This window comes from Arthrobacter sp. KBS0703 (assembly GCF_002008315.2).
GTDB lineage: Bacteria > Actinomycetota > Actinomycetes > Actinomycetales > Micrococcaceae > Arthrobacter.
This window is the reverse complement of sequence record NZ_MVDG02000001.1, coordinates 3,973,253-3,986,040: the sequence shown is the minus strand read 5'-3', so window position 1 is coordinate 3,986,040 and position 12,788 is coordinate 3,973,253. Positions and strand designations below refer to the sequence as shown.

At 65.7% G+C, this 12,788-nt stretch carries 7 protein-coding genes and 2 pseudogenes; 3 read left to right on the top strand and 6 right to left on the bottom strand.

Annotated elements, in window-relative coordinates:
• Nucleotides 1-37 precede the first annotated feature (37 nt).
• From B1A87_RS18475 to B1A87_RS18465, 3 genes and pseudogenes are all read right to left on the bottom strand, one after another.
• Nucleotides 38-2,053: pseudogene (locus B1A87_RS18475) on the bottom strand (penicillin-binding transpeptidase domain-containing protein).
• Between the two features lie 77 nt (nucleotides 2,054-2,130).
• Complete coding sequence (locus B1A87_RS18470) at nucleotides 2,131-3,570, bottom strand: NAD(P)/FAD-dependent oxidoreductase (protein WP_078028412.1); 1,440 nt, start codon at nucleotides 3,568-3,570, stop codon at nucleotides 2,131-2,133.
• On the bottom strand, nucleotides 3,563-5,032 hold the full coding sequence (locus B1A87_RS18465; protein WP_078028472.1) for a glycosyltransferase family 87 protein: 1,470 nt from the start codon (nucleotides 5,030-5,032) through the stop codon (nucleotides 3,563-3,565). The genes B1A87_RS18470 and B1A87_RS18465 overlap by 8 nt, the downstream gene beginning before the upstream one ends.
• A 102-nt stretch (nucleotides 5,033-5,134) precedes the next feature.
• Between B1A87_RS18465 and B1A87_RS18460 the strand changes: the two genes are divergently transcribed.
• Nucleotides 5,135-6,676: a glycosyltransferase family 39 protein gene (locus tag B1A87_RS18460; protein WP_078028413.1), complete on the top strand. Its 1,542-nt coding sequence runs from the start codon at nucleotides 5,135-5,137 to the stop codon at nucleotides 6,674-6,676.
• Nucleotides 6,677-6,782: 106 nt separating this feature from the next.
• On the opposite strand, the gene B1A87_RS18455 is transcribed toward B1A87_RS18460, so the two are convergent.
• From B1A87_RS18455 to B1A87_RS18445, 3 genes are all read right to left on the bottom strand, one after another.
• On the bottom strand, nucleotides 6,783-7,007 hold the full coding sequence (locus B1A87_RS18455; protein ID WP_078028414.1) for a hypothetical protein: 225 nt from the start codon (nucleotides 7,005-7,007) through the stop codon (nucleotides 6,783-6,785).
• Nucleotides 7,008-7,612: 605 nt separating this feature from the next.
• Nucleotides 7,613-8,194 (bottom strand): histidine phosphatase family protein, encoded by a 582-nt coding sequence (locus B1A87_RS18450; RefSeq protein WP_078028415.1) that lies wholly within the window; start codon nucleotides 8,192-8,194, stop codon nucleotides 7,613-7,615.
• Entirely contained in the window at nucleotides 8,195-9,730 is a 1,536-nt protein-coding gene (locus B1A87_RS18445) for a CCA tRNA nucleotidyltransferase (protein ID WP_078028416.1), read from the bottom strand. It lies immediately after the preceding gene.
• Nucleotides 9,731-9,878: 148 nt separating this feature from the next.
• Between B1A87_RS18445 and B1A87_RS18440 the strand changes: the two genes are divergently transcribed.
• Both B1A87_RS18440 and murJ read left to right on the top strand, forming a co-directional pair.
• Nucleotides 9,879-10,427 (top strand): NUDIX hydrolase, encoded by a 549-nt coding sequence (locus B1A87_RS18440; RefSeq protein WP_260680947.1) that lies wholly within the window; start codon nucleotides 9,879-9,881, stop codon nucleotides 10,425-10,427.
• A gap of 71 nt (nucleotides 10,428-10,498) precedes the next feature.
• A pseudogene (murJ, locus tag B1A87_RS18435) lies at nucleotides 10,499-12,649 on the top strand (murein biosynthesis integral membrane protein MurJ).
• The last annotated feature ends 139 nt before the right edge of the window (nucleotides 12,650-12,788 follow it).

Here is a 12,788-nt window from a genome sequence, read left to right as displayed (position 1 = left end):
CCCGCCCGCCCGGTCAGCCGGGGCCCAAAACGCTCCGTCAGCCGGCAGCTGTCAGGAACTTCTTCAGGAGCGGCCCGGACGTTGTGGCGCCGAGGCCGCCGTCTTCCACGAAGACGGCCACAGCCAGATCGCCGTGCACGGCGATGATCCAGGCGTGGGTCTTGGGCGGGTTGGCATTTCCGAACTCCGCGGTGCCGGTCTTGGCCCCCACAGGCTCGCCCGGCACCTCGGCCAGGAAGCCGGCGTGGCCGGACGTCACCACTGCGCGCATCATGTCGGCCAGCGAGGCGGCCTCCGCCTTGGTGATGGGCGTCTCGGCGGACTTGGCCGGTGCTTCGGCGGTGACGGTCGACGACGGCGACGCACCTTCCGCGGGCTGCGTGCCCGCCGCACCGCTTGCCGCGGGTGACGCGCCCGGGGCTGTCTCTTATACACATCTAGATGTGTATAAGAGACAGGGCGAGACCGGCGAGCCCTTCGCGACGGATCCGGCCATGATGGCCGCGGCGAGCGGCGACATCAGGACCCTTCCCTGCCCGATCATGGCCGCGGCGTGGTCGGTGCCCTCGGCCTCGCCCGGGACGGAGCCAAGGAAGGCCTCCGCACCCAGCTTCGGCGCCTCAACGGCCACTCCGAGCGACGTCGCTGCCGACTCGAGCTGCGCCTGCGACACCTTTTCCCGCACCGAGATGAAGGCCGTATTGCAGGAGTGCGCAAACGCATCACGCAGGGTGACGGAACCGAGCGAATCGGCGGGATAGCCCTCCGCGTTCTTGAACTTCCGCCCGTCCACGGTGAGGGTGGGCGTGCATTCCACCTTTGAATCCGGGGTGAACCCGTTGCGGAGCATGGCCAGCGAATCCACCACCTTGAACGTGGACCCCGGCGCGTACTGGCCCAGCATGGCGGTGTTGTAGCCGTTGCTTCCGGGTCCCGAAGCCGCGGCCAGCACGGCTCCGGTGGACGGCCGGAGCGCCACGATCGCGGAGGCAGGCTTGATGTCGGCGAGGGTGTCCTCGGCGAGTTGCTGCAGCTTGAGGTCGAGCGTGGTCTTCAGCGGCGTGCCCGCGGTGGCCTGGATCTCGAACACCGTCCGCCTCGGATCCGTCTGGGCGGCCTGGATTTCTTCTTTGGTGAGGTCCGCGCGCTGCACCCGGACCGCAATGCCGTCCTTGCCCCGGAGCTGGGCGTCGTACTGCTGCTGCAGGCCGCCGGTCCCGGTGACGTCGCCGGCGGTCAGGGCGCCGTCGGACTTTTCGATCTGCTCCGCGCTGGCCTCGCCCACGGTGCCGAGCACGGCGCGGGCAAAGTTCCGCGTGGGAGCGAGGGGCAACTTGTCCTTGATGGCCCGGCCGCCCGGAATGGCTTCGATCTGCGCATCAGTAACGGTGCGGCCGCTGGTATCCCGGAGGGTGATGGCCGGAACGAAGGCCTCTGCTCCGGACGCCTCTACCTGCTGCACGTAGGCGGCCGGATCAACGCCCACCAGCTTGGCCAGCTTGGTGGCGGCATCGGCGGCATCGGCCGTGCCAAGCTGCGGCTTGTCGATGCCGACGTTGACCACGGGACGATAGGTGACCAGCTGGGTGTCCTGCGCGCCCAGAATATCGGCGCGCTGCGGGGTCTGCGTGGCCTTGCTCAGGATCTCGCCCTCGGCAAGGTCGGGCACCAGCATGCCGGGAGACCAGACTGTCAGCCACTTATCTCCCGATTTCCGGAGGTCAGCGGAAACGGTGTACTTCCACTCGCCGGTTGCGATCTTCCAGCTGTAGTTGAGCGGAACGCGGGCCGTGTCGCCGTCGAGCTGCAGCTGCCCGGCTTCCACGGACGGCTTCTCAGGCGCGAGGGCCTTGAAGACCTGCTGCAGCTGGTCGTTCGCAACCCCGGAATCACGGCCGTCGAACGCCACGGGACGGAGGTCCAGCCCTGCCACCGCCGAGGCAAGCTGCTTGGCCGCGGCGTCGGCTCCGCCGCGGCCGTCGTCGCACGCCACCAGGGAGGCGCCGAAAATGAGACCAATAAGGGCAAGTGAAAGTTTTTTAGAGTTCCCCACCGCGCTATTATGCCCCTTTCCGGGGCCAGTGCCGGTCACACGACCCGCCCCGGGCGCGAACGCGGACGGGCGGCGGCTCAGAGGCCCAAACGCGGCATAGCCAGTCCGAATATGTCCCTTAGTGCATACTTCGCCGCGTGGAAGCCGGGCATGCCCGTCACGCCTGGCCCGGGGGGCGTGGAGGACGAACACAGGTAAACGCCGCGGGCAGGTGTGCGCCACGGGACGGGGGAAGCCACCGGGCGCTGCAGCAGCCCGCGGATGTCCAGCAGCCCGGCGCTGAAGTCCCCGCCGACGTAGTTTTGGTTGTAGGCCGCCAGCTCCGCCGCCGTTGTCACCTTGTATCTGACCACGACGTCCCGGAATCCGGGTGCGAAGCGTTCCAGCTGGTCCATGACCGCTTGCCCCATGTCCACGGTGGACCCGGCCGGAACGTGGCAGTAGCTCCACAGGATGTGCCGGCCAGCCGGCGCCCTGCCGGAATCGACCAGGGACGGCTGCGACACCAGGACATACGGCCGTTCCGGGTGCTTCCCCTGGGCAACGTCCGCCTCGGCCTGGGCTATCTCCGCACGCGTGCCACCGACGTGGACCGTGCCGGCATCATCCAGGCCGGGCCCGGCCCACGGCACCGGCCCGGAGAGGATGAAGTCCACCTTGCACGCGCCATTGCCGAAGCGGAAATCCTCCAGCGAGCGAAGGTATCCCGCCGGCAGCCGCGCCCCGGCGATGCGCGCCAGGGCAGGCGGCGCCACGTCCAACAGGACGGCCTTGGCGGGCTCCAGCTCCGAGAGCGTTGAAACCAAGGAATCCGTTTCAATCACGCCCCCGTGAGCCTCGATGTCCGCGGCCAAGGCAGCCGCAATCGCCGACGACCCGCCCACGGGTATGGGCCAGCCCTGGGCATGGGCCAGCGAATTGAGCAGGAGGCCCGCGCCGGCCGACGCGGGAGAAGGCAGCCGGGACACGGCGTGGGCGGCCACGCCTGTGAGCAGGGCCGGTGCCCGGTCTTCCCGAAATCGGAAATTCCACAGCGGGGAGCCCTGTTCCAGCGTTCGGAGGCCCATGATCGCGGCGGCCAGCGGATGACTTGGAGCCCGCAGGAGCTGATCCGACGCTGTTTCCACGATGCCGTCGAGGTGCTGCACGAGAGGAGCAATGAGCCTCCGGTAGGCATGGCCGTCACGCCCCAGTTCGTCAGCCGTCCGGTCCAGGGACCGGTATGCCAGTGCTGACCGGCCGCGGTCCAGCGGCGAACCGAACTGTACGGCGGGAAGCTTTAGTTCGATCCGGCGCTGCAGCTCGAAGGCCCGGAAAAACGGCGAGGCCAGTGCCATGGGATGAACGGCCGAACACACGTCATGCCAGTGGCCCTCCTCAATGACTTCGGAGGTCCGGGTTCCGCCGCCAATGTCCTGGGCTGCCTCATGGACGTGCACCTTGAGCCCCGCCCTGGCCATCACCACGGCTGCGGCGAGCCCGTTGGGGCCAGAGCCGACAACGGCGACGTCAGCCATCGCGGAGGCCTGCCCGCCAGGGCACCAGGGACGCCGACGGGCGCACCAGATCCACCCGGATCCAGTCTGAAGCATTGTTGAACGGCCCGCCGTGCGGATCGTCCATGAAGTGCCGGCGGATGGGATCGTAACGCGGGTCCCAGATGTCCCAGGCAACGCGCGCCATTAAATATGCAGTAGCGAGCATATGTGCCGCCACGGCCAGGACGTAGTAGGGCATGTCGATGTTGTGCTGTGAAACGCCACCGCTGGTCACTTGGCCAAGATACATCCAGATCGCAGCCCAGTGCAGCCCTTCGATGCCCTGCCAGATCAGGAAGTCGCGCCACTTCGGCCGCGCAAGCGCCAGCAGGGGGACCAGCCAGATCACGAACTGCGGGGAGTACACCTTGTTGGTCAGGATGAAAGCCGCAACGATCAGGAAGGCCAGCTGCGCCAGGCGCGGGCGCCGGGGGGCGGCCAGGGCCAGGACAGCAATGAGGACGCAAGCCACAAGGAATACGTTCAGGGCCAGCGTGTTGATCGCTTCGGGTGTCAGGGGCGTCCACCGGACGCGCTCAGCCACCAGGTTGTAGGCGAACCACGGCGAGCTGAACCCGGCGGGGCGCTCCTGGGTGAACTCGAAAAAATACTCCCAGCCGGCGGGGTCCCGTACCGCAACGGGCAGGTTCACAGCCAGCCAGGCAACGGCGGCGGCCGCTGCCGTGACCAGGAAGGCGCGGATTTTTCCGGTACGCAGGGCCAACAGGAAGATCGCGCCGAAGACGAGGACGGGATAGAGCTTCGTGGCCGTCCCCAAGCCGATCAGGATCCCGGCGAGGACCAGCCGCTCCCTTGAAAAGAAATACATGCCGAGTGCCAGCAGGGCCACGGCCCACATGTCCCAATTGATCACGCCGGCGAGGACGATTCCCGGCGCCAGTGCCACCATCGCCGCATCCCAGGGACGCTTCCGGGTCATCCGCGCGGTTGCCAGGACCGTGACGATCCAGACAGCAGTGATCAGGGTGGCATTGACGTCGAAGTATCCGAGGATCCGGGCATCGGTGACGCCCTGGCCCGGGACCAGCAGGGCCGTGATCCCGGCGATGATCCCCATTAGCACGGGGTATTCAAACAACGTCCCCGGAGTAACGAAGGGGAACGCCCCATCGCCGATCCCGCGGTTGCGGAACAGTTCCGGAAAGTCGGAATAGCACGTGGAGTAGAACTGGGACGGCGTCTCCCATCCGTTCACCCGGCAGTAGTCCTTGATGACGATTCCCAGCAGGGCGGCCAGGACGGTGAGGATGATGAGCACGCGCTCCACCGTGAAGAAACCGGGGGAGACTATTCCGGGGGCAGATCGGTGGCCCATGGGCCCGCCGATCAGTTCGGTGAAGTTCCTGAGGAACCGGTCGCTACGGCTCGGCACGACGAGGCGCGCCCGCTTTCGATGGGGCGGCGTCTGTGTCTCCTGCATGTGTTTGAGCTTACCGGTGGACGTGCCGGGCACCCTGACGCACCAAGCCGGCGGAACCGGTTATGGACTTGAACAGCGCCCGTATAGGCTCAACGCACCGGCTTGCTCACAGGGGGACTCGTCATTTCACGCCAAATCTTTCGCGACCTTCCACGGCGCGGGCGGCAATCTTCCGGGTCGCTAAATCCCAAAATCGCACCGGCATCCATCGCGGTCCTGGGGTTCCTGGTTGCCTTCACCGGATCGTGGATTCCGTCGTTCTGGAATGACGAAATCGCAACCATCTCGGCCGCTGACCGGTCACCGGCCGAACTGTGGACGCTGCTGCAATCGGTGGACGCCGTTCATGGGGCCTACTACTTCTTCATGCATCTGTGGACGTCCGTCTTCGGAACTTCCGAGGTTGCGCTCCGTGTTCCGTCGGCGATGGCTGCCGGTTTGGCCTGCGGTGGCACTGTACTCATCGGCCGAAGGGTCGGTTCGAACGCCATCGGCATCGCGGCCGGACTCGTGCTCGCGGTACTTCCGCGCATGGTGTGGGCCGGCACGGAAGCCCGGCAATACGCCGTCTCTGCGTTGATTGCCGTCTGTCTGACCCTGCTGCTGGTACGCGCCTGGGAGTCCAACCGCGTCCTCGACTGGGTCCTCTACGGAGCGTGCGCCTCGCTCGGCGTCTTCGTCTTCATGTTTTTCGCCCTGGCTATCGTTGCCCATGCTGTCGCAGCCCTGGTGTTGCGGAGGCGCGTTCTCGCCACGCTCCTTACCTCGGGGATCGCGGCGGCGGTGGTTCTGCCGTTCCTGTTGGCAGCCATGAAACAGACGGCGCAGGTGGCGTGGATTCAGGACCGTTCCCTGATCCAGAACCTCACCGTCGCTGCCGTCAAGCAGTATTTCTACGGCGACGACAGGCCCACAGGAAACCTGCCGCCGCAGTGGGTGTTGGCGGTCGTCGTCGTTCTGGCCATTACGCAGCTGGCCCTCATTGCGGTCGGGGTGGCATACGCCGCGAGGTCCGCGGATCTGCGCACCTTGGCCGTGGTTTGCCTGAGCGGCGTTGTCATCCCCATGGGCGGGCTTCTTGTCATCAGCGTCCTCGCCCAACCCGTCTATGTGGCCCGGTACCTGACCTTCACGGCGCCGGCGTTTGCTCTGCTTGTCGGCCTCGGACTGGAAAGGCTGCGCCAGCTGGACAAACTGCGGCAGCGCCGCATCCGGCTGCTCCCCATCACAGCGGCCGTGGTCATTGGAGCGAGCCTCGTGCCGCAGGCGACACTGAAGAGCTTCATCAATGAGCCCGGTGACACCGAGCGGCACATCGCCGCGATCATTGCGGCGGAGTCCGGGCATCCCGCCAGCGTCGTGTACCAACGGCCGGAGCAAAGGGACGCCGCCCTGGCGTATCCGGAAGCGTTCGCGGACGTGCGCGATCTTTCGCTGGATTCGACCCCGGCGGCATCCGGCACGCTCTGGGGAACCAACGTTCCGGTGTCCCGGCAGCAGTTGGTCGGCCGTGGCCAGGTTTGGTTCGTGGGCGCCGGGGGAGATGACCACGCGGACCTATCCGTGTTCGCGGCCGCAGGCTGCAAGGAAGGCGAACGGCGCCTCTCCGAGCGGCTGCTTCTCGTATCCTACAAATGCCCGTAAACGCGGCGAGAGCCCGCGCGTAGCCGCGCGGGCTCCCTGCGGAGCGTGATGGCCAAAGCAATCCATCAGTTCCTCCTTGCTGGGCAGGAAATTGGTGGACGCGGCGTCAGCGCATGCTGCTCATTTGCTGGTGCATTAATACGTAGACGTCTTCCCGGTTCTGGTCTAGCAGCCGGTCGTTGAACCGGGGCTGCTGGTTCAGTCCTGAGTTCCGGAGGGAAAGTACTTCCTTGAGCCTGCGGAGCATGGCGTTCACCTCCTTTCGTTCTGGGCTGGTGGGGCGGCTGGCGGCGTCGGCGGCGACGACGACGGTGGTACTGCTGGGTGTCATGTCGGATCCTTGGGCTTCGGGCTGAAATGAGGCGGGTTTACCGATGGACAGGGATCGGTAAATTCGGGCATGGCAATTAAGGCCACTTGAATTCTTCAAAGAATGGCCAGGAATGGGCACAGGAATGCCCGGTGCATTGAAAGAGAATTCCGCAAAAGCGGTAAATGGCCCCCGAAGCGGTAACGCCGCAGATCCCAACAAGAAGCAGGGTTCCGAATTATGGGGGTGCTGCGCAACCGCGGGGTTCCGCTACATCAGACCGCCGTGGCCCGGAAATCCCCAGGAAGGGGGATTAGGTTCCTGCTAGCGCCTCCCTGGTGCAGGCACCAGGAGCGTGAGGATCAGGAGTGGGCGGGTCCGTGAAGAGGGCGCGGTCCAGCAACGAAGGCCGGGAACGCGGTGATGGTCAACTTCCATCCGCTAGTCAAAGTAATCATTTTCCCAACCTCCTTTTCTGCTCTGCCGTTGCACCAGCTGACTGGCCGGACAACGCGCGCCGTGACCCTGGCAAGCCGCACTGGGATCAGAAATAAAATTACACCAAGAATGGCGTCCTTGACTACTTAATTCCTAAACGAATTGGAGATTCATCAGGAATCTATTTCTTAGAGGCCCCAGCGGACAATGGCAGGCGTCCGTTTGTCCCAACCGAGTGTGCACACTTTCGCGGTGCCAAGAATGAAGTGCCTGCCCTCCTCCGGGGCGAGTTCAAGCCACCGTGCGGTGAGGATCCTCGAGAAGTGGCCGTGGGCCACGATCAGGACATTGTCCAGGCCGGACTCCAGGACGCGCGCCACGATTTTGTCGGCCCGGGCCGCCACGTCGCTCAGCTTCTCGCCGTTCGGAACGCCGTGCGTCCAAATCAGGTACTCCGGGTTGTCCTTCCGGATCAGGTCTGAGCTGATGCCTTCGTAGTCGCCGTAGTCCCATTCGACGGCCAGCGGCTCGTGGACGGCATCGGGGAAGCCGGCGAGTTCCGCGGTACGGCGTGCACGGCGCAGCGGTGACGTCAGCACGAGGTCGAAGTCCACGCTGTCCAGAATCTTCCGTGCCTCGACTGCCTGCTGCTCGCCCTCCACCGTCAGGGGAAGGTCAGTCAGCCCGGTGTACTGGCCGCTCTTGGACCATTCGGTTTCACCGTGCCGCAGTATCCAGAGCTGGGGACGGGCGATGTTGGCGGCGTTCACTTAGGACTCCTCGGTTGGGAAAGGTTCGACGGCGGCGGGAGACTTGGCGGGGTCCGGCGCCGTAGCGCTCGGAGCGGCGGGCTCCGGTGCTTCGGGGGCTGATTCGGGCTGCTGGGCCCACCAGGCGCGCAGCCGGGACTCGGCGACTGCCGCATCCAGCGGGCCGTGCTCCATCCGTTCCTCCAGCAGGTACTTGTACGCCCTTCCCACAACAGGTCCGGGCTTGAGCCCCAGCAGGGCCATGATCTGGGCGCCGTTCAGGTCCGGCCGTACAGCTTCCAGGGATTCCTGCTCGCGCAGCGCCTCGATCCGTGCTTCGAGATCGTCGTAGGCGAAGGACAGCCGCTCGGCCTTGCGCTGGTTGCGCGTGGTGACGTCCGACCGGGTCAGGCGGTGCAGGCGCTCCAGCAGGGGGCCGGCGTCGGTGATGTAGCGGCGGACGGCAGAGTCGGTCCAGCCGGCCTCGCCATAGCCGTAGAAGCGCATATGGAGTTCCACGAGGCGTGCGACCGCCTTGATGGTGTCATTGTCGAAGCGGAGGGTCTTCATCCGCTTCGCAGTGAGTTTGGCCCCCACCATGTCGTGATGCCGGAAGCTCACGGCGCCGCCCGGTTCGAAACGGCGCGTAGCCGGCTTGCCGACGTCGTGCATCAATGCGGCGAACCGCAGGATGAAGTCCGGGCCGGGCACCGCGCCGTCGTCGTCCGTCTCAAGGGATGCCGCCTGCTCCAGTACCTGGAGGGAGTGCTGGTACACGTCCTTGTGGCGGTGGTGTTCGTCGGATTCAAGGCGCAGCGCGGACACCTCGGGGAGCACGAACTCGGCCAGGCCGGTGTCCACCAGCAGGTCGACGCCCACGCGCGGGTGCCTGCCGCAGATGAGCTTGACGAGTTCTTCGCGCACCCGCTCGGAGGAAATGATGCTGATGCGTTCCGCCATCTGGGTCATGGCAACCCGGACGTCGTCATGAACGGCCACGCCCAACTGGGAGGCGAAGCGTGCAGCGCGCATCATGCGCAGGGGATCGTCGGAAAAGGACGCCTCGGGGGCGCCGGGCGTGGCCAGCACCGAGGCGTGGAGGTCGCGGACGCCGCCGAAGGGATCGATGAGCTCCATCGACGGCAACCGCAGCGCCATGGCGTTGATCGTAAAGTCGCGGCGCAGCAGGTCATCGGTGAGCGAGGACCCGAAGGCGACTACGGGCTTGCGGGACTCCGGATCGTAGGCCTCGGCGCGGTAGGTGGTGATCTCGATCTGGAAGCCGGCCTTGCGCATGCCGATCGTTCCGAAGGCGCGCCCGATCTCCCAGAAGTTGTCCGCCCATTTCTTGATTAGCGCGACAGTCTGGTCCGGGGTGGCGTCGGTGGTGAAATCAAGGTCCGGGGACGTGCGGCCCAGGAAGAGGTCGCGGACGGGTCCGCCGACGAGTGACAGCTCATGGCCGGCGTCCACGAACCGCTGCCCGAGCTCCAGGACCACCGGGTCCACCTGGAAGTCGACGGTGTGGAGATCAGTCTTTTGATGTGCGTGCGCCATAGTTACTTAAGCTTGTCAGAAAACCATCCCCAACCACACCAAATGGCGGTCATTGAGGGACGTCGGCGGGAAAGTCCGTCACATGCAGTCCACTTGGAAGTCATGTTCCGGTCATCACCAAGGGGCAAGAGTCGTTAGAGTGGACTTCATGGCCCATCCCGTACCGAGCGCTCCCGGCAGGAGGACGAACCCACCGTTGCCGTCGGCAATAGGTGCCCACGTCGCGCCCGCCCCGCACTCGGCGCCGGCCTCCCTTCCCACCGTTGAGGAAATCTCCGCCGGTGGCGTCGTGGTGGACACGTCCGACGGCGAATTGAGGGTGGCGATCATCGCCCGCCTTAATAGGGGCGGACGCCTTGAATGGTGCCTGCCGAAGGGGCATCCCGAAGGCCGGGAAAACAACGAGGAAGCTGCTGTCCGCGAGATCGCCGAAGAGACCGGCATCGACGGCAAGATCCTGGCCCCGCTGGGAAGCATCGATTACTGGTTCACCGTCAGCGGGCACCGCGTGCACAAGACCGTGCACCACTACCTGTTGCAGGCGACGGGCGGCGAGCTCACCATCGAGAACGATCCTGACAAAGAAGCGGTGGATGTTGCCTGGATTCCCATTCACGAGCTTGCCCGCAAACTCTCCTTCCCCAACGAGCGCCGCATCGCGGACCTCGCCCGCGAAGTCCTGCCCGAGCACCTCTGAACGGCCAAGGCCACGTACCGGCGCCCCGAAGATTACGGCGTTCGGCGTACGCGGGTGAGACGATGAAGACGATGTCAGCAGCCAATCCATCTTCCGAGCATTCCGCGCGGCAGGGCGAAACACCCTCCGGTGTGGTGCCCTCCGGCGAGTCCGGAGCGGCGCAGTCCGGCGAGGCCCGCTCCAGCGCCGTCATGGCCGCCGGCACCCTGGTCTCCCGGATCCTGGGGTTCGGCAAGACGTGGATGCTCGGTGCCGCCCTCGGCCTGGGCTCCACGGTCAATGACACGTTCATCAACGCCAACAACCTGCCTAACCTGATCTTCCTACTCGTTGCCGGCGGCGTGTTCAACGCTGTGCTGGTCCCGCAGATCATCAAAGCCAGCAAGGCTCCTGACAGGGGAGCGGACTACATCAGCAGGCTGCTCACGCTGGCCGCCCTTGTGCTGTTGTCCCTGACGCTGCTGGTCACGCTGCTGGCCCCCTCGGTCATCGAGCTGACCACCCAGGGCTACTCGCCGCAGCAGAAGTCGCTGGCCGTTGCCTTCGCCTTCTGGTGCCTGCCGCAGATCTTCTTCTACGGCCTGTATGCCCTGCTGACCCAGGTCCTCAATGCCAATGGCGCCTTTGGGCCCGCCATGTGGGCGCCCATAATGAACAACATCGTGGCCATCGCCGGCCTCGGCATGTTCATCTGGATTTTCGGCGCCAACGTGACCAATACGCATTCGCTGGACAACTGGGGCGACTCCCAAACGTTCTTCGTCGCCGGGTTCTCCACGATCGGCGTGATTGCCCAGACCGCCATCCTGCTGGTCCCGGTGTTCCGGCTGAAGCTGGGGCTCCGCCCACGGTTCGGCTGGCGCGGAGTGGGGCTCGGCCACGCCGCAAGACTAAGCGTCTGGACGCTCCTGACGGCCGCCGTCGGGCAGTTGGCGTTCCTTTACGTCATGCGCATCGCCACCATTCCCGGTACCGAGCGGCTCCGGCTCCAGAAGGCGGGGGACAACGGTGGCGCCGCGATGCTGCCCGGCAACGCCGTGCTCGAGGTGGCCAGCCAGCTGTACCTGCTGCCGCACTCGATCATCGCGCTCTCCCTGGCCACCGTGCTGTTCAACCGCATGACCCGGGCCTCCCAGGACGGGAACCGCGACGAACTGCGCGATGCCCTGTCGCACGGCCTGCGGACCATGGCCGTGGCGACCGTTTTCGGGGCCTTGGCGCTGTTCGCCCTGGCGGGTCCGCTGGGCATGTTTTTCTCCGGCGGACACTCCACCGACGGTGTCCTGCTGGCGCAGACCCTCACCATCCTGGCGCTGAGCACGCCGTTCATGAGCGCGAACTTCATGATGTCCCGTGTCTTCTACGCGAACGAGGATGCCCGGACTCCGTTCTACATCCAGCTGGTCCTCGCGCTGGTCAATGTTGTGGCGGCATTTTTCATCCAGTTCCTGCCGTACAACCAGATCATTTTTGCCATCGCCATCCTTTACACGGCAGGCAACATCCTGTCCGTGATCGTGAGCGCGTTCTTCCTGCGCCGGCTCCTGGGGCATCTCGACGGACCCCGGATCGCCAACTCGTACATCCGCATGGGCTACGCCGCCCTCGGTTCGGCTGTGGCCGGCGTAGGCGCCCTGTGGCTGCTGGGCAGCTACAGTCCCGTTGGCTTCGCCTGGAGCAGCCGCCCGGCCGCACTGGTGACCATCGTCGTCGTCGGGCCCATCATGCTGACCGTTTATCTGCTCCTGCTGAAGCTGTTCCGCGTCACCGAACTGCGTGATCTTTTGCGGCCGCTGCTGGGACGCCTGGGCCGCGGCGGCGGGCGCCGGCGGCTGCCACGGCATCCGCTGACGCGGGGCCCGCTGGTGCGGACTCGGCGGGCGGTGCAGCCGCGTCCGCTGTAAGGCGTCCGAGGCCGGAGCTGTCTCTTATACACATCTAGATGTGTATAAGAGACAGACACCGGCCTGATCCCAAGAATTTCCGGCGAATTCGATGCGGCTTCCTTCCGCGCCGGGCCGGCTCCCCAGCCGGAACCGGAACCAGCACACGACGGCATGTCCGCGGACGAGCCCGCCTCCTACTTGCCGGAAGAGGACGTGCCCAGCACCGCCCGCGGGAACGCCCTGCGGGAACAGATCCCGCTCCCCGGACGCCGGACATTCCAGGGAACACCCGGCCAGAACCCATATTTCAAGCACAGGCGGAAGAAGAAAAAGTAACGGCAAGGGGACTTGTCCAGCCCTGTCTCCCTCGGCCGTTGCACCGCATCGGCTAGGATCGGAACAGAACAAGGGTAGTTGCAGGTCAGGGGTCAGCCGGCTTGCTGGAGGTTTTCCCACGGCGAGAATTCGCCGGGCC

Bases quoted from the DNA above. Each gene is read 5' to 3' on its own strand.
- B1A87_RS18470 (WP_078028412.1), bottom strand. From the start codon at position 3,570: ATGGCTGACGTCGCCGTTGTCGGCTCTGGCCCCAACGGGCTCGCCGCA.
- B1A87_RS18465 (WP_078028472.1), bottom strand. From the start codon at position 5,032: ATGCAGGAGACACAGACGCCGCCCCATCGAAAGCGGGCGCGCCTCGTC.
- B1A87_RS18455 (WP_078028414.1), bottom strand. From the start codon at position 7,007: ATGACACCCAGCAGTACCACCGTCGTCGTCGCCGCCGACGCCGCCAGC.
- B1A87_RS18445 (WP_078028416.1), bottom strand. From the start codon at position 9,730: ATGGCGCACGCACATCAAAAGACTGATCTCCACACCGTCGACTTCCAG.
- B1A87_RS18440 (WP_260680947.1), top strand. From the start codon at position 9,879: ATGGCCCATCCCGTACCGAGCGCTCCCGGCAGGAGGACGAACCCACCG.